The 22,498-nt window shown below is 54.4% G+C and carries 14 protein-coding genes and 1 tRNA gene; 8 read left to right on the top strand and 7 right to left on the bottom strand.

Annotated features, from left to right (window positions below):
• The first annotated feature begins 34 nt into the window (after positions 1–34).
• Complete coding sequence (locus tag WKI47_RS13215; protein WP_340227610.1) at positions 35–1,699, top strand: NAD(P)H-hydrate dehydratase; 1,665 nt, start codon at positions 35–37, stop codon at positions 1,697–1,699.
• A gap of 127 nt (positions 1,700–1,826) precedes the next feature.
• Here WKI47_RS13215 and WKI47_RS13210 read toward each other — a convergent pair whose 3' ends face one another.
• From WKI47_RS13210 to WKI47_RS13185, 6 genes are all read right to left on the bottom strand, one after another.
• Positions 1,827–3,413 carry a methyl-accepting chemotaxis protein gene (locus WKI47_RS13210; RefSeq protein ID WP_340227609.1) on the bottom strand — a complete coding sequence of 529 codons (1,587 nt, stop codon included), beginning with the start codon at positions 3,411–3,413 and terminating at the stop codon, positions 1,827–1,829.
• Positions 3,414–3,819: 406 nt separating this feature from the next.
• Positions 3,820–5,115: a serine--tRNA ligase gene (gene serS, locus WKI47_RS13205; RefSeq protein WP_340227608.1), complete on the bottom strand. Its 1,296-nt coding sequence runs from the start codon at positions 5,113–5,115 to the stop codon at positions 3,820–3,822.
• A 672-nt stretch (positions 5,116–5,787) separates the two neighbouring features.
• A complete protein-coding gene (locus WKI47_RS13200; RefSeq protein ID WP_340227607.1) occupies positions 5,788–6,237 on the bottom strand; it encodes an IDEAL domain-containing protein in 450 nt (149 codons plus the stop codon).
• A gap of 260 nt (positions 6,238–6,497) precedes the next feature.
• Complete coding sequence (locus tag WKI47_RS13195) at positions 6,498–7,340, bottom strand: TerC family protein (RefSeq protein WP_340227606.1); 843 nt, start codon at positions 7,338–7,340, stop codon at positions 6,498–6,500.
• Between the two features lie 383 nt (positions 7,341–7,723).
• Positions 7,724–8,245, bottom strand: a complete 522-nt coding sequence (gene nrdG, locus WKI47_RS13190) for an anaerobic ribonucleoside-triphosphate reductase activating protein (RefSeq protein WP_340227605.1) — start codon at positions 8,243–8,245, stop codon at positions 7,724–7,726.
• Between the two features lie 58 nt (positions 8,246–8,303).
• Positions 8,304–10,346, bottom strand: coding sequence for an anaerobic ribonucleoside triphosphate reductase (locus tag WKI47_RS13185; protein ID WP_340227604.1), 2,043 nt, complete (start codon positions 10,344–10,346; stop codon positions 8,304–8,306).
• 401 nt (positions 10,347–10,747) lie between these two features.
• Between WKI47_RS13185 and WKI47_RS13180 the strand changes: the two genes are divergently transcribed.
• The 3 genes from WKI47_RS13180 (at position 10,748) to WKI47_RS13170 (ending at position 13,644) form a co-directional block, all read left to right on the top strand.
• Positions 10,748–11,068, top strand: a complete 321-nt coding sequence (locus WKI47_RS13180) for an MTH1187 family thiamine-binding protein (RefSeq protein ID WP_340227603.1) — start codon at positions 10,748–10,750, stop codon at positions 11,066–11,068.
• Between the two features lie 118 nt (positions 11,069–11,186).
• A tRNA-Thr gene (locus tag WKI47_RS13175) sits at positions 11,187–11,258 on the top strand.
• Positions 11,259–12,027: 769 nt separating this feature from the next.
• Complete coding sequence (locus WKI47_RS13170) at positions 12,028–13,644, top strand: sensor domain-containing diguanylate cyclase (RefSeq protein ID WP_340227602.1); 1,617 nt, start codon at positions 12,028–12,030, stop codon at positions 13,642–13,644.
• Positions 13,645–13,723: 79 nt separating this feature from the next.
• Here WKI47_RS13170 and WKI47_RS13165 read toward each other — a convergent pair whose 3' ends face one another.
• A complete protein-coding gene (locus tag WKI47_RS13165) occupies positions 13,724–13,981 on the bottom strand; it encodes a hypothetical protein (protein ID WP_340227601.1) in 258 nt (85 codons plus the stop codon).
• A 317-nt stretch (positions 13,982–14,298) separates the two neighbouring features.
• On the opposite strand from WKI47_RS13165, the gene WKI47_RS13160 reads away from it, so the two are divergent.
• The 4 genes from WKI47_RS13160 to WKI47_RS13145 are packed head-to-tail and all read left to right on the top strand — an operon-like array spanning position 14,299 to position 22,498.
• Entirely contained in the window at positions 14,299–15,399 is a 1,101-nt protein-coding gene (locus tag WKI47_RS13160; protein ID WP_425355461.1) for an ATP-binding protein, read from the top strand.
• Positions 15,387–17,813: a DUF5682 family protein gene (locus tag WKI47_RS13155; RefSeq protein ID WP_340227599.1), complete on the top strand. Its 2,427-nt coding sequence runs from the start codon at positions 15,387–15,389 to the stop codon at positions 17,811–17,813. Before WKI47_RS13160 ends, WKI47_RS13155 begins: the two co-directional genes overlap by 13 nt.
• Entirely contained in the window at positions 17,798–18,940 is a 1,143-nt protein-coding gene (locus WKI47_RS13150; RefSeq protein WP_340227598.1) for a VWA domain-containing protein, read from the top strand. The genes WKI47_RS13155 and WKI47_RS13150 overlap by 16 nt, the downstream gene beginning before the upstream one ends.
• Positions 18,941–18,961: 21 nt before the next feature.
• Positions 18,962–22,498 carry a DUF4132 domain-containing protein gene (locus WKI47_RS13145; RefSeq protein WP_340227597.1) on the top strand — a complete coding sequence of 1,179 codons (3,537 nt, stop codon included), beginning with the start codon at positions 18,962–18,964 and terminating at the stop codon, positions 22,496–22,498.

The following is a 22,498-nucleotide window of genomic DNA, read 5'->3' as shown; positions in this document are numbered from 1 at the left end:
ATCTCGGCAATTTCGGAAGGAGACGGGGATAACCATGCTCATCGTAACGCCGCAGCAAATGAAAAGGATAGATCGCTATACGATCGAAGAATTGGGCATTCCGTCCCTTTCCTTGATGGAATCGGCCGGACGCGCGATCGCCGAGGAAGTGCTGGACTTTATCCGCGAGCGCAGCGCCGTATCCGTCACGGGCAACCGCGGAGCGGGAACGCGACCTGACGGTTCGGCGAAGCGTGGCGTCACCTCTACGGCTCCCGTGCTGGCTGATACGTTGATCGCGCCGTTCGACGGCGCCGAGCGCGAGCACTGGCTGATCTTGACGGGAAAAGGAAATAACGGCGGAGACGGTCTGGTCGCCGCGCGTTACTTGCAGGATGCGGGGGTAAAAGTTTCCGTATTGTGCGCGGAAAGCCCGGAACGCTTTTCCGGCGAAGCTTCCGCGCAGCTCGAATCCGTCCGTCGCTCGGGTATTCCGGTGCGGCCCGCATCGGAGCCGGGCGACTTGGCGAAGCTGGATTTTACTGCGTACACGGGCTTGGTCGACGCGTTGCTCGGCATCGGCGCAAGCGGCGAACCGCGCGAGCCTTACGCCGGCCTGATTCGCGCGGCCAACGACAGCGGTCTTCCGATTATCGCGGCCGATATTCCAAGCGGTTTGGACGCGTCAACCGGGCAGACCGCGCAGGTTTGTATTCGTGCCGAACGAACGGTTTGCATTGCTTTTTTGAAAACAGGTCTGGTGCAGTATCCCGGCGCGAAAACGGCTGGCGAAGTGCGCGTGCGGGCTGTCGGGATTCCGCAGTTGGCCGCCTCCCGAATCGAAGATCCGCCGAACGCTTACCTGATCACGGAGCGGTCGCTGCGCGGCGTCCTGAATATCGATCTTTCGCGCGACCGCGAAGAAGACAGCCACAAAGGCACTTACGGCCACGCTTTGGTCGTCGGCGGCAGCCGCCTGATGAGCGGGGCCGGGCTTATGGCTTCGCGCGCGGCGCTTCGGATCGGCACCGGCCTCGTGACATGGGCGCTCCCGGCAGCATTGCTGCCAAGCGTTGTCGGCCATGTCCCCGAACTTATGGTTGCCGAAGCGACGGCGGGAGATTCCTGGAACCGCGATTCGGCGGATACCGTGTTGAAGCTGGCCGAGAAGATGAGCGTTATGTCGATCGGACCGGGTCTCGGACGTTTTGACGGCGATACGCAATGGTTGAAAAAGCTTTGGACAGAGTCCGACGTTCCGCTTGTTATCGACGCGGACGGCCTCAACATGCTCGCGGACGCGGGCGATTTTATCGCGGCGTGGGGACGCAGGCCGAACGTCGTGCTAACCCCGCATCCGGGTGAAATGGGACGTTTGCTCGGAGTTCCGACGGCCGAGCTTCAACAAGACCGGATCGAAGCGGCGCGAAAATACGCGGTACGGCACGGCGTTACGCTCGTGCTCAAAGGAGCGCGCACCGTCGTCGCTTCGCCGGAAGGCGCGGTGTTTATCAATACGACGGGTCATCCCGGCATGTCTACAGGCGGGACGGGCGATGTGCTGACAGGCGTCATCTCCGGGCTGATCGCGCAAAAGCTGAATCCCATCCAGGCTGCCGCTTTCGGCGTTTACCTGCATGGCCGGGCGGGAGAACGCGCCGCCGAACGGCGCGAACATCCGGCATCGCTGCTGGCGGGCGACGTGATCGACTCGCTATAGACGGCAGAAGAGTAAGGGTTTCGGCCGATTTTGCTTGTACAAAACCGCAAAAAAGACAGCTCCTGAAGCCAGCCTTACGGCTTTCGGAGCTGTCTTTTGCTATTTTTTATAGAAGAAGTCGTTTGTTTTACACCCGGAACGTGGATACCGACAGATGCAGTTGATCCGCGAGCTGGGCCAAAGCTTGAGAAGACGTAGCCGTCTGCTCGCTGGCGGCTGCCGATTCTTCGCTGGCAATGGTGATGCCGGTGAGCGTCTGCATCACTTCGTTGGTCTGTGCCGCTTGTTCTTCGCTGGCCGCGGCGATGCCGTTGACTTTCAGCGACGTATTGCCGAGACGGTCGATAATTTCGTTGAAAGCACGTCCCGAATCGTTGGCGTGCTCCAGATTCGTATTGACGGCCGTGACGCTTTTTTCGATATTGAGCTGCATGGAACGGATGATGGACGTGATTTCTTTGGTCGCTGCGCCACTGCGTTCGGCAAGCTTGCGCACTTCATCGGCAACCACGGCGAAGCCGAGACCCGATTCGCCGGCGCGGGCCGCTTCGATCGCCGCATTGAGGGCAAGCAGATTCGTTTGCGCGGAGATATCGTCGATGACGTTGATGATATCTCCGATCTTGGCGGAATGCTCTTCCAGTTTACCCACTTGGTGCGTGACGTCTTCCATGCTTCTCAAAGCAAGCTGAATCGTTTCGCCGCCGGACTGGGCCATTTCGACCGTCTCATTGGACAGTTCGGCCGCGCCTTCCGCGCCTTTGGCGACTTCTTCGATCGCGGTTGCCATATCTTTGAACAGCTCGTTGATCGCGCGGGCCGACTGCATTTGCACAGAGGTGCCCCCGGCAATTTGCTGCGTGCTGGCCGAGATTTGTTGCGACGAAGCGGCTACGTTTTGCGCGGAATCCTGAATGCCGCCGATCAGGGTCGACAGTGTATCGGCCATTTTATTGACGGAAGCGGACAGTTCGCCTACCTCGTCTTTGGCGTGATACTCGGATTTTTCGCGCAGATCGCCTTCGGCGATATTTTTGACGATACGGGCGATTTTTTTCACGGGGCTGCTGATCATGGAAGTGACCAGGACGACTAATAGCAGACCGAACACGATCGACGCGCCAATAATGATCATCGTCCACAGCGAAGCGCGCGATACGTCGCTTTGCGCTTGCGAATCGGTTACGGTGGCCTGTTGTTCGTTCAGCACGCCCAATTTTTCGATCGATTCGTATAGCTGGGTGCTGGTCGGGCCGACTTCATCGGTCAAATAAGCCTGGAAAACGGCGTTGGTCGAAGTTTCCGCAAGCTCGACCGCGTTGGCGTAAAGCTGTTGGTACTCGGCCCAATACGTATCGAACTCTTGCAGCAAAGCGCTTTCTTCGTTGCTCAGCGGACTGTTCCGGTAATCGTTCATATTGATATCGACTTGTTCGCTCAGCGGAGCGATTTGCTCGGCGATTTCTCTTTTTTGCGCTTGCGTTTCGGCAATGGCGATATCGCGGGAAGTGACTCTGAGTTTAAGCAGCGACGTTTCGGTGTTGGCCAGTTTGCGCAGCGGCATCATATTGTCGCTGTACAGCTCGTTCAAATTGTTTTTCATCATATTGATGTTATACAAACCGTACAGACCGACGCCTGCCGTAAGAAGGGTAAGCGTCACGACAACAACCATCAGCTTCGTGAAAATTTTTCGATTTCTGAACCACTGCATCTTCTGATCACTCCGTTTTATTTTTTTGGGCTTCCGACTCCGATATCGAACGGCCGATTTCCGGTTAACTCTTCCCGAGCTTGTATGTAGCGGATAAAGTCTGTGACAGGAAGAAAAGGAAAGGTTATCGGGCCGATCGGATCACGTTTGACAAAGGAGTCGGTTGTGCCTGGTTTTTTTGAAAGGCGATATATGTATTTTTCGTCCGACGCTTCGGGATTTTTGATAGCAAAACGTCATAATTGTAAAAAAATATATTTTGTGTATAGGGAAATCCAGTTAGCGAGCAGCACGAAAAAGCCGCTTTTCCCGAAGGAAAAACGGCGATATACACACGGATTTACGCTTGTCGGCGAACGTTGAACCTTTTCGAAAAAGAAGCCTTCCGGCCGGTTCGAAATTTCTTTTATTCCGCGTCGGCCGTTACAATCCCCAACGCTTCCCGGCCTCCCATATACGGGCGAAGCGCGGGCGGCAGATAGATCGAACCGTCTTCGCGCTGGTGATTTTCGAGCAGGGGAATCAACAGACGGGGAAGGGCGACGGCCGTGTTGTTAAGCGTATGGCAGAAGCGCAATTTACCGTCTTCATCCCGATAGCGCAGTCCGGCACGTCTGGCTTGAAAGTCTCCCACGTTCGATGCCGAATGCGTCTCGCCATAAGCATTGCGGCTTGGCATCCAGGTTTCGATATCGTATTGTTTGTGATTTTTCTGCGACATATCCCCAACGCAGACGGCTACTTTGCGATAAGGAAGTTCGAGCAGATCCAGCAGATCCTCGGCATTGCGCGTGATCTCTTGCAGCAGGCGTTCCGATTCGGCTTCCTCGCCCCGACAGATCACGACTTGCTCGACTTTGGCGAATTGATGTACCCGATACAATCCGCGCACGTCGCGTCCTGCCGATCCGACCTCGCTACGGAAGCAGGTCGAGATACCGGCGACGCGAATCGGTTCGGCGACATCCAGCGTTTCTTCCGCGAAATACGCGATCAGCGGAACCTCCGACGTGCCGACCAGCCAGGCGTCTTCGCCTTCGATCCGATACGCCTGATCCTGTCCGGTCGGGAAAAATCCGGTTCCCTGCATCGCTTTGGTCCGAACCATGAGCGGAACGTCCATCCCGGTAAAGCCGCGTTCTTCGAGCAAGTCCAGAGCAAGCTGCTGAACGGCCCGCTGAAGCTTAAGCCCGTCGCCTTTCAAAAAGTAGCTGCGGCTTCCGGCAACTTTGACCCCGCGTTCGATGTCGAATAATTTGTGGAGTTCGCCCAGTTCGACATGATCCCGTGCGTCAAAGTCGAATTTTGGAGGTTGTCCGGTCTCGCTTAATGTGACATTGTCGGCATCCGAGCGGCCTATCGGCGTATCCGGCGACACCAGATTCGGTACGCGTTCCATCAGATACTGATAGCGTTGAAGCACCGTATCCAATTCCGCTTCGATTCCCGCCAGCGTTTCCCGGTCGATCCGCATCTGTTCCTTTTCTATCCGAGCTTCGTCCGGTTTACCTGCGGCAATCTTGGCTCCGATACTTTCGCTGCGCCGATTGCGCCGTGCGCGAAGTTCCTCGGCTTGCCCGGCAAGCTCGCGTCTGCGCGTATCCGTCTCCAGCAATTCCTCGATCGAAATCGCGATTTTTTTACCGTCCGCTACTGTTTGAAATTGTGCCGCCTGCTCCCGAATCGTTCGAATATCCATCATGTCCATGCACGCTCCTCTGAGTGATTGGTGTGAAAAAAACGCAAAAAACGCCCTCTCGTTTGGGACGAGGGGCGTTCTATTTACGCTCGCGGTGCCACCCAATTTGACCGTTCCCGAAGGAGCGATCCGCTCTGGAGTTTCGCGATAACGGGCGAATGCCGGTTGACTTAGGCGGTCGGTAGCAAGCGGTTGACGCTGCCGGACCCTTGACGAAAACGCCTCGGAGTTGGACTCTCTTCATCGGCATGGTGAGTTCTAAAATTGTGATTCCCAGTATACCGCCGGATCGAGAGGTCGTCAACCTTTGGATTGCGTCTAATGTTCACGCAACAGGGACGAAGTAGAAGGCCATGATCGGATTCGCAAAAAAAGAGGCCCGGATTCGGGGGAATCCGGAGCCTGAAGGTGCATCTCGTAGACGTATAAGTTGGGAAGGGATGCACCGGAAGGGAAGGAGAAGAAAAAGATATGATGAAGCGGGTCTCGGCATCGGAAGCGAAATCGAGTGGAGAGGCACTGGCCGAGAAGCCGCGGGACACCCTGAGGTGAAAAGTTGCAAGATCTTTCAAATGTCGGACGAGTAAGGATGAACGTTTTAAGTGTCCGATTTTGTCGAATGGTGACTCAATAGCTTGATACCTTTGCTTCTTACAGCGTGAGCGTGCTTCGAAATCAAGCGCTGATTGCGTTGTAGCGGCTCGACAGCTCTTCGAACCATTCTTTGTCCTTGAGTTGCAGAGCCAGGTCGATCAGATTGTTCAGCTCTGTACGTTCCAGTTCAACTTGGTCATTGAAGCTGATTGTAGCCGAGATGGTGATGCGTTCGTCGGCAGGGGCGGAAAGGTCGATATCGACATTCACTTCGACTTCGGCGTCCATGTATTCTTTCTTCAGGAAGTAGATCACTTCGCAAAGGATAACCGGTCTAACATAGCTCTCGAACGAGCAATCCATCACTTTCACCCAGTAGTGAGGGTTGGAGAAGTGCAGCGTCTGTCCAGCTTCGGCATCATTGTTTTGGATGTCTTGCGTGAGTTCAAGCATAACCGGTTCCGCTTCGAAAAACTTCGTAATTTGTTTATGGAGAACTTCCTTGATTCCTTGTGTATTCAGCGTGATCATGACTGCTGCACCTCTCTCATTCGTTATTTGTCGTTTAATTGATTTGTTTGTCGATTTTTGTTGTTGTTTTGTTTTGATATTTTATTTATCGGTGAAGGAAAACGAAAGTTTATAGGTTTTTTAAAAAGATTTCGCAAAATCTACTCGTAAAAGATTAATAGGAACTTCTTCCGATACGCACTTCTTTTCACGGACGCAAAAAAGTACCGGAGGGTCCTATAGGACTTCTCCGGTACCGGGAACATGGTAGGTTGTATCGATTACTTATCGAGTTTCGGAAGCTTTTTCGCTTGTTCTTCGACTTCGCGAATCGGTTCTTCGTGCGTCTTCACTTCGACCTTCTTGGATGTGAACCAACCGATCAGTGCAATCGAAACGAGAACGACGTAGAAGGTTGTTTTCCAGATCGTGCCTTCGACAAAGTCGTGAGGAACCAGACCGATTGCTTCATGGCCCAGTGTGTGCATTGCCAGCTTAACGCCAACCCAGCCTACGATAACGAAAGCGGCTGTTTCCAGACCCGGACGCGAGTGCAGCAGGCCGACGAACAGGTTTGCCGCGAAACGCATAATGACAAGACCGATGAAACCGCCTGCGAAGATAACGGCAAATTGTCCGGCGTCCAGACCCCCGATCGTACCCAGGTTGGTCGGAGGCAAGGCTACCGCAAGCGCAACGGCTGCCAAGATGGAGTCAACCGCGAACGCAAGGTCAGCCAATTCGACTTTGAGCACGACGCCCCAGAAGCTGACTTTTTTCTTGCCAACGCCTTTGCCTTCTGCGGATTCTTCCGCTTCGTCGGTTTCGGTTTGCTTATTGCGAATGGCTTTAATGATATGATTCAACGAAATGAACAGCAGGTACGCGGCTCCGATTGCCTGGATCCACCAGACGTCGACCAGGAACGAGATCACGAACAAGGAGCCGAACCGGAGTACGAATGCCCCGAGAAGGCCGTAGAACAAGGCTCTTTTACGCTGTTCTTCCGGAAGCGGTTTAACCATGATGGCCAGTACCAACGCGTTATCCGCGGCAAGCAGGCCCTCCAGCGCGATCAGTACGAGCAGTACCCATCCGTATTCAAGCATCAACGACAAATCCATTTGCTTCTCTCCTTTTAATGTGGGATGAGTTCCCTTTCTGTTTACGAAAAGACCCCAATAAAACAAAAGAGACTTTTACCGCCAAAGGATACGAATGAATATGCGTGGGTGCACGAATAAACAAACGTAACCTAAAGCGGTAAAAGTCTCGCTAACAACGATGGTTGCCAACAAAGCCGGGGATATGCTCCCGTATTGACGACTTTGCTGTAAAAGCTACTCCCTCTTACCCGGTTAAGGAAAGATATAGGACCTTTTCAACTGATGTTGACAAGGTACGAGTATGCGGTTGTGGGGTCTTCCGTAAATTTAAGCTTATCTTACTCAAGACTAAGCCGATTGTCAACAATTAAATACTGAACTGGATTTATATAGGACAGTATTTACATAAAGGCTTTTTCTCGCTCCCATAATACGACTTCGCCGCGCTCCAGACTCTCGGGAATACGGATCAGGCGTTGGTTGGCACTTCCCCGGTACAAAAGCGACACATCCCGCAAATCCTGCTCGAAGCGTCCGTCTACCAAAACATGGCCACGCCGCAGAAGTCCGTACTCGTCCGACTCCGGCCGCGCTGCAAGCTGTTCGAACGTGTACCCGGTGTACATCCATACATTAAGCTCCGGGATGCTCTCGCGCGCCAGATCAATGAAGGAACTTGCTTCCGCCGCCGAAAAGAACGGATCGCCGCCGGCCAAGGTCAGTCCGTCAAGCAGCGGATTCTCCGCCATTTCCCGAATGATCTCACGTTGACGCTTGCCGTCGAAAAGTTCGCCGTAGTCGAAGTTCCAGGTTTTTGCACTGAAGCAGCCTTTGCAATAATGCTTGCAGCCGCTAAGGAAGACCGAGGCCCGCAGACCTTCTCCTTCATTAATGGATTCCGGATAATACCCGCAAATATTCATCGTTGAACACCTCCTTGCCCTGAACGAACAGCCTGGTACAGAGTGCTGGCTGGTTTGTTTACACTTTAGGCGCCGCTTGTCCGGCATGCTTCACGCGGTCGCGCACCTCGGCTTGCTTGGCTCCATTGAAACGGGTCTGGTAGTCGCCTGTCAGATAGCCCGTAACGCGGCGCAGGCGGGAGATATGCACCTCGGTTTCCTTTTTCCCGCAAGAAGGGCACGACTCGCCGATGATCCCTTCGTGGCCGCATGAGGTGCAGCGGTCGATCGGGTGGTTGATGCTGAAGTAGCTCACGTTCTGATCCAGCGCGTACGTCACGATCTTGCGGAACGCTTCCGGGTTGCTGCGCACATTGCCGTCCAATTCGATGTACGAGATAGCGCCAGCGTTGCACACTTCATGGAAAGGCGCTTCGAGCGAAATCTTGCGTGCCGCCGGCGTCTGGAAGTAGACCGGTACATGGAACGAATTCGTATAATATTCGCGATCCGTTACGCCGGGAATACATCCGTATTCTTTGGCATCGTTCTTGGTGAACTTGCCCGACAGCCCTTCGGCCGGAGTCGCGAACAACGTGATATTGAGATTGTGTTTCTCGCTCATAGCGTCGCAGTAAGCGCGCATATGACGAACGGCGGCCAGAGCTTTGGCATAGACGTCTTCATCTTCCGCGTGATGCTTGCCGTACATGGCCTTCATGGACTCGGCGATCCCGATAAAGCCGATCGACAGACTGCCGTGCTTGAGCAGGTCTTCGACCTTATCGTCCGGACCCAGTGCGTCGCCGCCTTCCCAGACGCCTTCGCGCATCATAAAGTCGGACGCTTTGGCCGGTTGTTTCGCTTGAATACGGTAACGGTGCAGCAGTCCCTGCATCGCGATATTCAGTGCTTCGTCCAACATTTCGTAGAAGCCTTCTTCATCCGCCCATTTGCGTTTGCCAAGCGCAACCCCGTTCTCGATCCCCAGCTTCACCAGATTGATCGTGTTGAACGACAGATTGCCTTTGCCCGACAGATGGTTGCGGCCGAAGCGGTCAGCCACGACGCGAGTCCGGCAGCCCATCGTCGCGAATTCCGTATTCGGGTCGCCCGGCACGTAATATTCCATATTGATCGGCGCGTCGAGGTTCGCAAAGTTTGGATACAGACGCTTGGTCGAGCATTCGATCGCTTTCAGGAACAGATCGTAGTTGGGCTCGCCCATGGCTTGGTTGATCCCTTTTTTGCATTTGAAAATCTGGATCGGGAAGATCGGCGTCTGTCCCTGACCGAGTCCGCGCATCGTCGATTCCATCAAGCTCTCCATGACCAGACGGCCTTCGCTCGACGTGCAGGTTCCGTAGTTAATGCTGGTAAAAGGAATCTGACCGCCGCCGCGGCTCGACATCGTATTCAGGTTATGCACAAGGCTTTCCGCCGCCTGGAACGTCTCTTGACGCGTTTCCTGGTAGGCATAGCGGTAAGCGTGCGGGTAGAGATCGCGCAGCTCTGTGTTATCCATATAGATGTCTTCGTCAGCCGGGCCTTCCGGTGCAGCCGCATCTGTCAGGCTCTCGCGGCCTTCTTTGAAGCTCTCGAAGTACGACAGACCCTTGCGGAAATGCTTAATGAAGGAACGTCCGACGTAAGGCGCCAGATCGTGGTCGATCTTGTTCGCGGATACGCCGCCGTATTGGGCATTTTGCTGGCATTGGAAAATAATCGCCACCAGCGCCATTGCCGTCATAATCGTACGCGGCGTGCGCAGATCCCCGTTGCCCGTGCTGAAGCCTTCGGCAAGCAGCTTATCGAACGGAATAAAGATGCAGTTGGTCGTGCCGACCGCATAATGATCGAGGTCATGCACATAGACGGTGTTCCCGCGAATGGCGGCTTCCACTTCTCTCGGCAAAATATGCAGGCGTGCGTACCATTTGGCGTATTCGCTGCCGAATTTGCTCATTTTGCCGGAAAAACTGTCTCCGTTCAGGTTCGCGTTCTCACGCAGCGTCTCGGTGTCGAGGCTGTCTGCGATATCGCGTCCAAGTTTGGTGATTTCCTCAAGCGCGTCGCTTTCTGCGTTACGTGCCACCGGGGAGAAGGGAAGAGTCATGCTCATTTTGGGTTCCGTCCTTTCGAGATGAGTTGGTTTCCGATGCCTGTCTATAATGCGGCGGGGAAGCAAGCTCTATGTATGAAATAGTGAAGCCGCGGCTCCATGGATCGGGAATCGCGGACTTGTGCGTTTTGCGTTGAATACCATATTTGGCCTTCGGCTACTTAATTTACACCTATATATGGTATCTGTGAAGCGAAAGGATACGAGTTGCCACATAATGGACACAAACCCTGGCCGAAAAATTAATCAAATCGTCAAGGTTGAAAACGCCCTTTTTACACGAAGCCCATAGTGGTGCGGGTTGAGTCGAAATTCGATTTTTGGATGGCTTCGCGGTACAATAAAAAGACATAAAAACGGAGTTGACAGCCCACCCTTTTCATGACAAGGAGGAGAACGAAATGGCAATCGCAGAGGTGACAATCATCCCGATCGGAACAGGAACGACCAGTCTGAGCAGGTACGTGGCAGACATGCAGCACAAGCTTGCGAGCATCGAAGGCGTGACCTACGAGCTGACTTCGATGAGCACGATTATCGAGGGTCCTTTGGACCGTATTCTGGCCGCGGTAAAAGAACTGCACGAGCATACCTTCGAATCCGGCGCCCAGCGCGTATCGACGTCGGTCAAGATCGACGACCGCCGGGACAAAGCCGGTTCGTCCGCGCAAAAGCTCGCTTCCGTACACGCTAAGCTGGCCGAACGCGGCGCGGGCGAGTAGGGATTAATGAAGGGGAAAGACCTATTTTGACTTTTTTGGAGACAGATCTTGCGTATCCCTGGGAAAGGTGTATAATGGATTTCGTTGCTGCTAAGACAGCAAGGTTAGCCCAAAATATGCTGATGTAGCTCAGGGGTAGAGCAACGCACTCGTAATGCGTAGGTCGGGGGTTCAATTCCCTTCATCAGCATCACGATTAACCAATAAAATGCAGATCTCCATTTTTTGGAGGTCTGCATTTTTGTTTTCAAAAAAAAGTGCTTGCTCATTATTTATTTATATATAAAGTGCCGAATAATTATCTGGATTCCGGGTAATTCCTAGATGTGGCGTCGCCACATGGTCAACCCACAACCTAGGTTGAGGAACGGAAGAGGCTCAGACGGGAAACCAGCGCTGAGCCTCTCTTGTTCGTGGAACGATAGCCCTACAGAGCTTCAAGACTCCGCATTACTTCGCCCGATCGGATTTCAACGCCAAGCTAAACCAAGCCCCAAACCAAGCAATGGCTCCCGCTAATAAGAACGTATCCGAGTAAGCGGCTTCTACAGATATGCCCAAGAAAGAATTAAATTTGAAGTCATGAAGTAAGAACATTAACGTATCAAAAAAGTCTATAGCGGCTAGAAGTAAGAAGACGTAGAGAGAAATTCAGTGAAGGAATGAAATGTTCGCCTTTGAAATCGAGAAAATTCCACTAAAAATTTAATCCTTTTCTCGATTTCAACACGCGACCTGAAGCATTTCGAAGAAATGCACTTCGGAAGCCTATGCTGGTAATTTCTCTCGAAGTCTTCTTGCTTCCCGCGCCGAAACGACTTTCCCGGTAAACTGAAGAGTTTGTTTCCCTCCAACTTCTTCGATAAAATCCCTAAATAATCGACAAATTGTACCGTAATATATAGAAAGAAAGTCATTCGGCAACAATATTTCAATCGATCAAAAAGGTGAGGGGCACGGTGAGAATAACGATGGGCGATCGGAAAAAGGGGCAGGACGACGGACTTTTCAAAACAAAAGGCAGGGTCAGTTTACGCGCGCTGTTTTCCGGCCTCGTCGTTTTGACCTTTTTGATGACGCTTGTGATTACGCTGTTCGCTTCGTACCGTTCGGAGCAACAGTTATTGGAAGAGCGGACATTAGAAGCGAATTTCCGGGAGTCGGAGCGTGTAGGGCATGCGATGAACCTGCTTTTCGTCTCGATCAGCAAGAGTCTAACCGCCTTTGCGGGTGAATTCGCCGAAATGGCGGTACTGCGCGTATCGTCCCAAACGCAGGAAAAACTGCGGTTGTTGTACGAAAGCAGTGGATATTTCACGGGAGTTTTCGTTGCCGGAACGAACGGGCAATTGATCGCGACGTACGACGGATTGCCGAAATACAGTCAGCCCGAACGAATCGATCCTTTGTTGCTGGAAGAAGCGCTTGCCACCCGTCGTCCGTTTCAATCGGAACCTTACCTTGATATTCATGGCGGAATGGCAGTGACCGTAACCGAGCCGATCTATACGGATGAAGGGGTCTATCTGGGAATCGTCGGCGGTACTTTGCATTTGGAGGCACCGAACGTGTTGGGCGGATTATTCGGGGAAAACGAGATTGATGAGAGCGGTTCGTATGCCTATATCGTCGATTCGCGGGGCAAGCTGGTCTACCATCCGGATCGCGGCCGAATCGGCGAGGATGTCAGTAGAAATCCGGCGGTCACGCATTTGATTCAGGGGGAAAGCGGGCAGGAAAAACTGATCAATACCGAAGGTAAAATGTATCTGGTCGGATACACGTATGTTCCGGCGACGCGCTGGGGAATCGTGGCACAGACGCCGACCAGCCTAATCACCGCGCAGCAGTTGGAGCAAATGCGGGGTACGCTGCTTGTCGTGTTAGGGCCTTTTCTGATTCTGGCCGCCTCGTCGTTGTTCCTGGCTCGCCGTCTGGCGGCGCCTTTTGTATCGCTGGCCGACTTTGTCGTTCGTGCAGCCGATCGTCCGCAGGATGAGGCCATGCCTTCCGTCAGACGCCACTGGAACCGCGAGGCGGATTTGCTGAATGGAGCTGTCATGCGGACGGTGCGCGAGATGAAGCGGCAGAACCGCGATCTGAACGATTTTGCTTTAAAAGATCCGTTGACCGGCCTTTTGAACCGACGTGCCTTGGACGAAGCATTGGAAAAGATGGAAGGGGACAACCGTCCGTTCGCGATGCTGTTGATCGATATTGACCGTTTCAAAGCCGTCAATGATCGTCACGGGCATGCGGCGGGAGATGAGGTACTGCGAGCCGTGGCGCGTACATTGGAGGAGACGGTGGAGGCCCGGGATGTCTGCGGCCGTTACGGAGGCGAGGAGTTTGTCGTTCTGCTTCCGGGACGTAACCTGCCGGAAACGTACGAGATGGCGGAACGCCTTCGGCTGGCGGTTGCTGCACACGAGAATGCGCTGCGCATCCCTGTCACGCTGTCGATCGGAGGAGCGGTCAGTCCGTTGCAATCCACGCATGTCGACGATCTGTTCGAGCTGGCGGACCGTGCGCTTTACCGGGCGAAGGAGAGCGGGCGCAATCGGGTAGTCGTATAGATTTTTCCATGAAAAAGAACGCGTGCTTCCCGACTTTGGGATTAACGCGTTCTTTTTGCTGCATAGATGTCCTCGAAGCTCATTCCCCGCCACCTCCGCCGCCGCCGTCTCCGCCACCGGAATCGCAGCTGCCGCCGTCGTACGAAGAAGAATGGGAATCATTGCAATGATTGGAAGAGTGATGGTTGCCGTAATCGCCGGAATATCCGCTACCTGAATCGTGCATAAAGCCGGAGTGATAACCTCTGCGCGAACGTGATTTGTTTTTGTTGGGATTCAGAGCGGATAACAACAAAACAACAGGAACAAAAATCAACAAAATCCAGAAAAATGTCATACGGTAGCCTCCTTTAGTGGGTAAAAAATGAAGGGAGGGAGCGAGTGGATCGCTTCCGTTCCTTGCTTCATATACGCGGGGCAGAGTGAGAAAGTTCGTTTTTTTTGAAAAAAAGACAAAGAAACCGCAAGAGAGCGACTTTGGTCCCGGTAACCTTCTGTTATCAGGATGAGATATCCCGAAAGCGGGCAAGGGAACAGGACATCCCGCTCATTTCCGGCCGCTGTTCTCGCGATATCCCGGTCAGATGTGATAAAATACATATTAGAAAAATGAGAACGTATGATCTGTTTATTTGAAGGAGGGACGTCATGACAATCGAGATGATCAAGCCGCCTGCGGAAGTGCTGCATGAGCGGGAATTGGCCGCGTTAGCCGCAGAAGGACTGGGCAAACGCCCGCCGAATTGGAAGCTGTCTCCCGCCGCCGTGCGCGACTTTTTGATCGGACGGGAAAAGCCGATCGTGCTGGATGGAGAAAAGATACATATTACGCGAAAATTTTACGGGAACGATGTCCTGATCGAACGGGCTGTCGTCACGCTGGCGGGTAACCGCGGGCTGATGCTGGTGGGTGAACCGGGCACGGCCAAAACGATGCTGAGCGAGCTGCTGTCGGCGGCGATCTCCGGCACCAGCACCAATACGATTCAAGGCACGGCAGGCACGACGGAGGATACGATCAAGTATTCCTGGAACTACGCCATGCTGCTGGACAAAGGACCTTCCGAAGCCGCGCTTGTGCCGTCTCCGCTGTATCAAGGCATGAAGCATGGCCTGATTACGCGCTTCGAGGAGATCACGCGTTGTCCGTCGGAAGCGCAGGACAGCCTGATCAGCATAATGAGCGACAAGGTGATGAATATTCCCGAGCTGGCGGACGGCGTGCTGTTTGCCAAGCCGGGCTTCAACGTTATCGGGACAGCGAACATTCGCGACAAGGGGGTCAACGAGATGAGCAGCGCGCTCAAGCGACGCTTTAACTTCGAGACCGTCCGTCCGATCGAGAATGTCAAAATGGAAGCGAAGATCATCGAATCGCAAGCGTCCAACCTGCTCAGTCACAGCGGCGTAGACGTCGAAGTCGATCCGGACGTCGTGGAGCTGCTGGCCACAACCTTCATCGAGCTGCGCACCGGACGTACGCGCGAAGGGTATAAGATCGAGGTTCCCCAGGCGGTCATGAGCACGGCCGAAGCGGTATCCGTCTATGTCCAGAGCGCCATGACTTCCTACTATTATGAAGAAGGCGGCCTTTCGATGGAGCGGCTTGTGCAGAATATGCTGGGTACCGTCGCGAAGGAAAGCACGAAGGATTTGAGCGTGCTCAAGGCTTACTTCTCCAAGGTCGTGAAGGAACGCGCACGTACGGAAAGCCTATGGGACGCGTATTACAAGGAGAAAAAATGGATCGGCTGAATCCGGCGGCGGAGAGCGAACAGCTTGCATGGCCTCCTGATACGGAAGCGGAGCTTGCGAGGCTCAATGCCGTATTTACGGAAAAAGTCTTCGATCTAAGCGGCCCGGTTGTGCATGTTCCGGTACGGCATCATAGTCCGGCTTGTTCGTACCATCTGCTGCGTACCTTTGAAGCGTATCGACCGGATATTGTGCTGATCGAAGGCCCGGAGAGCGGAAATCCGTTGATCCCTGTACTGGCTGATCCAGCTACCCAAGCCCCGGTCAGTCTGTATTACGGGTATGAAGACGACAAGGGCCGCGGCTCCTGCTATTTCCCGATGCTGGACTATTCGCCGGAATACGTAGCGATACGGGAAGCGTCAGCGCGAGGCATACCGGCACGTTTTATTGATCTGGATTACCGTGGGCGGCGGGAAACGGCGATCGATTCCGGCAAAGCGTCCGCTCAGGATGAAGCACTGTTGGCAGGCTCGGATTTTATAGGCCGGTTATGCCAATCCAGTCGGGCGCGCGATTTCGATGAATTATGGGAGCGGGCGTTTGAGGTCGGTGGGTTGAGCCGGGATACCGCTGAATTTGTGCAGAGTGTATTCACCTATTGCACATTATCGCGTATGACCTATTCGTCCGAGCGGCTGCAATTGGAAGGCGATCTGGATCGGGAGGCCCGAATGCGGGAGCAGATCGAGGAGGCGCGTACCGAGTATCGGCGCATACTGGTCGTAACGGGTGGCTTCCATACCTACGGGCTGATCGTTGATCCCGGCCAAGACGTTCAGGTAGCTCCCCGAGAAAAAGAGCTGATCCGCAAGCAGATGTATCCGATGGTATTCACGTTTGAGGAAGCCGACCGATTGAACGGTTATGCCAGCGGCATGCCGTATGTCGGCTACTATGACCGAACCTGGCAGCTGATCGTCAAAGGCGAGACCAAACCCTACGATCGAACGGGTCTTGAGCTTCTCTCGATACTAGGCAAGGAGCTTCGGGGAGCATCCGAAGCGGTGTCGACTGCGGACGGAATCGAAGCTTACGGCATGATGCAAGGCTTGGCGGAACTTCGGAATAAAAGTCAGGGCGGTGCGTACGAGCTGATGGATGCGGTCACCGCTTCGTTTATCAAGGGCGAACGCACGCTGGCTTCGGATCGTCCGCTGGAAAAGCTGATGGGCTTGATGACCGGCGATCGAATCGGAGAGGTCGCACCGAACGAGTTCGCGGTTCCGATCGTGGAAGACTTCAAAAAGCGTGCCGCAGCTTGCCGTCTGAACGTGAAGTCGACAGGCCGGCATCGCCGAACATTGGAGCCTTACGCGAAGCCCGCACATCGCGAAGCGAGCCGTTTGCTGCATTGTTCCGAGTTTCTTGGTTCGGAGTTTGCCAAACGCGAATCCGGTCCGGATTGGATCGCAAGGCGGGATATGAATCTTGTCCGGGAGACTTGGACGTATTCCTATTCCTCGCGCACCGAAGCACGTTTGATTGAAAATTCAATCTACGGCGGAACGGTCGCGGAAGCGGCCGAAGCCCGAATCGTTGCAGAATTGGACCATGTACCGGAGCATCATAGCGGTGAAGTTGCTTTGTGGCTGTTGCGGGCACTTGTGATGGGGCTGGAAAATCTATCGGCGCGATTATTCGAACGGCTCGAAGCGGCTTTGCGCCAAGACGGCAGTTTCCTGTCGCTCTGCGATACGCTCGATAATCTGGACCGGATTCGTTCCCATCGCAGATTGTTGGGTGTGGTGGATGAGGTGCGGCTGCGAGAATTGGCAAACGAAGCTTATGCGGCCTCCGTATCGCGGTTGCCTGGACTGAATGGTCTGAATCCGGATGAGCAGCCGCAGGCCGTGGAAGGGCTAAAGCTGCTTTATATGCACGCTGCCGGACGTGCCGGTAATACGGAAGGGTCATCGGCAGCCTACGAGAACTTTCAGGATCGGTTGAATGAGCTTTTAGCGGTACACAATCTGGCTCCGAGGCTGGAAGGCGCGGTCGTTGCGATTCTTGTCCGCCTTGGGGAGCGGGAAAGAAGCGAGATCTCGAATCGGGCGCGCGCCTATATGCAGGGTTCGCCGGATCAGGCGATTAAAAGCGCCGAGTATTTGCAGGGCGTATTCGCGTTAGCGCGGGATGCACTGATGCAAGATGATCAATTGATCGCGGATTTGAGCGCTCTGTTGGAACGTCTGCGGCATGAAGAGTTTCTGCGGATGCTGCCGGAGCTGCGGTTGGCCTTCACCTTTTTCACGCCGCCCGAGACGTCGCGCATCGCGGCGAAAGTGGCTGGATTGCACGGCATTCCGGCTTCGCGACTGGAGATGCCGGCCGTTGACGAGCGTACGCTGCGTACGGCGCAGGAGCTGGATCGGGCGATATGGGAGGAGTTTGCATTATGGAAACTGGAATGAGTGCGGAGGTATTGAACCGCTGGCGATTGCTTCTCGGCCCTTCGGCTGACGAAGCGTTGAGCGAGACGGACAGCTATGACGCGGACAGCTTCGCTTACCAAGAGCTGGACGAGCTGCTAGGTTATCTCTACGACCGTGAATACGGCGAAGAACAGGGCTACCGGCGCAAGCAGGCCGGACGTGGCGGCTCTAACCTTACGGTCCCCGGTTGGCTGGGGAAGGTACGCGAACTTTTTCCGAAAGAGACCGTCGAGATTCTGGAAAAGCAGGCGCTGGACCGCTACGGCTTGAGCGAGCTGCTGACCGATAAGGCCGTGCTGGAATCGTTGGAACCGAACATGAACCTGTTGAAAAATATTATGCAGTTCAAAGGCCGCATGCGAGGCGAAGTCGTCGCAAGCGCCAAAGAGATCGTTCGCCAAGTGGTCGAGGAGCTGCGACGCAAGCTGGAATCGGACGCCAGGGCGAGCATCGTCGGCAAGCGTAACCGCTATACGTCCGGACGCGTGCGCACGCTGCGCAATCTCAATATGAAGAAGACCATTTCCCGCAATCTCAAAAATTATGATCGGGAGAATCGGCGTTTCGTGGTCGATCGGCTCTATTTTGACGGACGCGTTCAGCCCTACAACAAATGGCATGTCATCATCGCGGTGGACGAGAGCGGCAGTATGCTGGATTCGGTCATTTACAGCTCGGTCATGGCCAGTATCTTTTACCGGTTGAATTCGCTTAAAACAAGCCTGTTCGTGTTCGATACCCAGGTCGTGGATTTGAGCGGACGGCTGGAAGACCCGGTCGATGTGCTGATGAGCGTACAGCTTGGCGGAGGCACGCATATTGCCAAAGCGCTGCGTTACGGCGAGACGCTCATCGAAAATCCGGGACGTACCTTGTTTATTCTGGTCAGCGACCTGATGGAAGGGTATCCCGTTTCCCAGATGTACCATGCCGGAAAAGACATTCTGGATGCGGGTTGCCGCTTGCTGGTTCTGACCGCGCTTGATTTTGAAGGCCACACCATGTACGACGAGCATGCAGCACGCAAATTCGCGGATATGGGGGCGGAGGTAGCGGCGCTTACGCCGGATGCCCTCGCCGAATGGATAGGACGGATCGTCAACTAAACTTTTTTAGGAGGCTTACTTATGACTTTGCACAATCATACCGTAGATCCCTTGATCGAGAAATTCGCCAAAGCTTGCTCGGACGATTATTCGCTCGCGGTGGATCGCAAAGATTCGATTATCGACTATGTGACGGGAGCATCCGAAGAGTTCCCGGATATGATGACGGGTTCCAATCGCTATCTGTACCGGACGGTGGATGCGCTGGAAAAGCTGGGTCGAAGCGAAAAAGGAGAAGTCTTTTTCCGTGCTGCTGCGGTGCTGCTGCGTACGATGGGCAATGGAGGATACGGGTATCAGGAGGCTGCGTTATATCGGGCTTGCACGGACGAGCTGTTGGCCGGTATCAATCTGGGGGCACGCCAAATCCATGACGTGGAAGAACGTATGGAGAAGTCGCTCCAACGTCTTCGTTTGATGTACATATACGTGGGCGCCGAACATGTCGAGAAAATGTTCCGTTCACGGATCAGCTCTATGCAGCAGAAAGGCAAATCGATATCGCCGCTGGAAACGAGCGCGGATACGCTGGTTCTGCTGAAGCTGTATGCGCAGATCGACCCGTCTTTTGCCGACGAGATGATCCTGAAACTGCCGCATTCGATTCAGGCTTTGCTTGCAGGGGATGCCGAACGTCTACGCAAATATTTGCTGAAAGCGATCGAACCGTTGGCGTCGCGCGAGCTGCCGCTCAAAGACACGCTTACGCAGCTTGATCTTGCCCCGGAATTCGTCGAGGCCAGACGTGCGGCGCTGAAGGCGCGTTTATTCCCCGATTCGACGCTTGATCCGCAAGAGCAGCTTCGCCGGGAGCAGCAGAACGCCGTATTGACGCAGCTCCGTATGGCCTTTTATTATGTGCTGCTGCTGAATGGCGGCAAGGAAGGGCTGTTGAAATCCTCATCCGAGCTTGACTTGGCCGTGCTTGATCTGGTGCGCGACGTGCATGAGATTCTGCCGCTGGAGATGCGTGCCGAGCTGCTGATGATGGAAAATACGGGCAAGGACCCGGATCTTGTATTGGACGGTATTGTTCGCATCGACGAGCCTTTTGCTTTGATCGCCACATTGGCACGGGAGATCGACAGTTATATGCCGGCCTGGAACATGCTGCGAGCCGAGCTGGTCAAAGACACCAAGCGTGCGCAATATCTGTTTTCTATCCTGCGTCGCCCAATGCTCAAAGCTTATGTTTACCGTGTGCTGCTGGACGAAGGGGCGGCTCCGGAAAGCGAAGGCGGAATCGAGAAGCTGGTGCTCGAAGCGCTGGCGGATAAACTTCACGGCAACATTCTCGGCAGCAGCCTGGCGAAGTATTTGACGGGAGAACTTTCGCTCGAAACGTACGCCAAGCATAAGCCTTCCCATGCTTGGGACGATGCGAGAGGCAACGACACGCGCCGCCGCAATCTGCTGATCGCCGCAACGTTCCTGCCCGAAGACTCCGAACTCTACGCCAAACTCGTCAAAGTGGCGACGCACCCGGAGATCGGTACGGCGTCGTTCCTGTCGTATCTGTACCAGTCGCCGGTATTCAACGGGGAAAGGCTGCTGGAACGGGCCGAAGCGGACCCCGAGGCGGACGATGCCCATTTGCTGCTGCGCCTTCTGATGCTGAACGGACTGAACCAATATTATTATGCCCGGGTGCCGGAAGAAGAACTGCGAAGCATCGTGCGCCATCGGCTGGCGGCCAGCCTGGAATTGTATAACGACCTGCAAGGCGATGTCCGGCAGATCGTTTTGGAAACGGCGCTGTCGGCCGAAGGACAGCCGAGCGAAGAATTGTTGATCCAGGCGCTGCGAATGGGCCTCGGCGATTCGTCCAAGCGCTCCCGCGAGATTGCGCGTGCCGAGCTGATTCGCCGTCCGGACAAAGACCTTTACGTAAAGCTGTATCTGGCAGAGAAAAAAGCAAGCGTGCGCGAAGTCGTGATCGACCTGCTACGTGGCATCGAGGGTGAAGGAGAAGCTTACGGGGAATTGCTGAAAAAAGAAAAATCCGCAGCGTTAAAAGCCCGGTTGCAGGCGCTGTCCGATACGCTCGGCAAGCCTGCCGAGTACGCGCACGCGGCTCTGGCCGAGCATGCCGATGCCAAAAAGCTGGCTCGTCTATCCTGGTTGCCGCTCGATCGGCTGCCTGAACTCCACGGTAAGGACGGACATAAGCTGGATGAAGCCATCAAGTCGTATGTATTGACGGAATCCGTCGATTTTGCTTCCGAGCCGAACCCGCGCCTGGATGAGGTTGCCGAGTATGCGGAAGCTTCGTCGCTTGCTGCGTTTACGACCGGGGTATTGCGTATTTGGATCGACGCCCAGGCACCGGCAAAAGAAAAATGGGTGCTGCCGCTTGCGGCGCGTTTTGGCGAGCGCGACGTGATTGATCTGCTCGGCCGTCAGATCAAGGATTGGGCGGAAAGCAGCCGGGGTGCGATTGCAGCGGATGCCGTACGGGCGCTCGCTTTTATGAACGATACGGCGGCTTTGATGACGATCGACCGATTGGGGCGCGCAATCAAGAATCGGCAGGTCAAGGGAGCCGCGGAAGAAGCCCTGCAACTGGCGGCGGAGAACCAAGGGCTGACCAAGGACCAACTTGCCGACCGGCTGATCACGACGCTTGGCTTTGACGAGAAAGGCGAGCTGGCGCTGAGCTACGGAGAACGCTCGTTCACGGTCAAAGTCAGCGCCGACCTTCAATTGTCCGCTATAAACGACGAGACGGGCAAAGCGGTCAAAAGCCTTCCGGCTCCGGGACAAAAAGACGATGCCGAGCTTGCCGCCCAGTCCAAATCCCGGTTTACCCAGCTTAAAAAAGATCTCAAAACAATGGTCGGCATTCAGGCACAGCGCCTGGAAGAGTCACTCTCCAAGCAGCGTCTATGGACGGCGTCGGAGTGGCAAGATCTGTTCGTCGGCAATGTGGTCATGCGCCGCTTCGCAGTCGGCCTGGTCTGGGGAGTATACAAGGTCGGCAACGAAGAAACGACGATCGAAGACACCTTCCGCTATATGGAAGACGGCACATTCAACACGGTGGACGAGGACGAATACGAATTGGCCGATACGGCGAAGATCGGTCTGGTCCATCCGTTGGAACTCGACGCCGAGACGCTCAGTGCCTGGAAAACGCAGTTGGAAGACTATGAGATCGTCCAACCGTTTATCCAGTTGAATCGTCCGGTATATCTGCCTGAGGAGGACGACTTGGAGCGCCGTACGTACGGCCGTTTGCCGGAAGGCGAATATTCGCCGACAGGCTTCCCAAAAGCGCTGGAGAAATACGGCTGGGTCAAAGGACGTGCGCAGGACGGCGGTTTTTACACGGAATTGTTCAAAGAATATGGCAAATTGATCGCACAGCTGTCGTTCAGCGGCACGAGCATTTCTTATTACGACGGGATGGACGATGTGACGCTGGAACAGCTTGAGTTTTTCAACAATAAAGGCGACAGCTACTACTACACGTCCACGCAAGGAAATGTACTGAAAAGCGTACCGAACCGCGTGTTCAGCGAGACGGTCTATGATATTCTGCGCGCAACCGGACAGTAA

This window comes from Saccharibacillus sacchari, assembly GCF_037722395.1.
In the GTDB taxonomy this organism is placed as follows: domain Bacteria; phylum Bacillota; class Bacilli; order Paenibacillales; family Paenibacillaceae; genus Saccharibacillus; species Saccharibacillus sacchari_A.
The sequence above is the reverse complement of the archived record's forward strand: the minus strand, read 5'-3'. Positions and strand labels throughout refer to the sequence as shown.

Coding starts and splice junctions, on each gene's coding strand:
- WKI47_RS13145 (WP_340227597.1), top strand. CDS start 18,962: ATGACTTTGCACAATCATACCGTAGATCCCTTGATCGAGAAATTCGCC.
- WKI47_RS13150 (WP_340227598.1), top strand. CDS start 17,798: ATGGAAACTGGAATGAGTGCGGAGGTATTGAACCGCTGGCGATTGCTT.
- WKI47_RS13155 (WP_340227599.1), top strand. CDS start 15,387: ATGGATCGGCTGAATCCGGCGGCGGAGAGCGAACAGCTTGCATGGCCT.
- WKI47_RS13200 (WP_340227607.1), bottom strand. CDS start 6,237: ATGATCACGCTGAATACACAAGGAATCAAGGAAGTTCTCCATAAACAA.
- nrdG (WP_340227605.1), bottom strand. CDS start 8,245: ATGAATATTTGCGGGTATTATCCGGAATCCATTAATGAAGGAGAAGGT.
- WKI47_RS13180 (WP_340227603.1), top strand. CDS start 10,748: ATGGCAATCGCAGAGGTGACAATCATCCCGATCGGAACAGGAACGACC.
- WKI47_RS13185 (WP_340227604.1), bottom strand. CDS start 10,346: ATGAGCATGACTCTTCCCTTCTCCCCGGTGGCACGTAACGCAGAAAGC.
- WKI47_RS13195 (WP_340227606.1), bottom strand. CDS start 7,340: ATGGATTTGTCGTTGATGCTTGAATACGGATGGGTACTGCTCGTACTG.
- WKI47_RS13210 (WP_340227609.1), bottom strand. CDS start 3,413: ATGCAGTGGTTCAGAAATCGAAAAATTTTCACGAAGCTGATGGTTGTT.
- WKI47_RS13165 (WP_340227601.1), bottom strand. CDS start 13,981: ATGACATTTTTCTGGATTTTGTTGATTTTTGTTCCTGTTGTTTTGTTG.
- WKI47_RS13215 (WP_340227610.1), top strand. CDS start 35: ATGCTCATCGTAACGCCGCAGCAAATGAAAAGGATAGATCGCTATACG.
- serS (WP_340227608.1), bottom strand. CDS start 5,115: ATGATGGATATTCGAACGATTCGGGAGCAGGCGGCACAATTTCAAACA.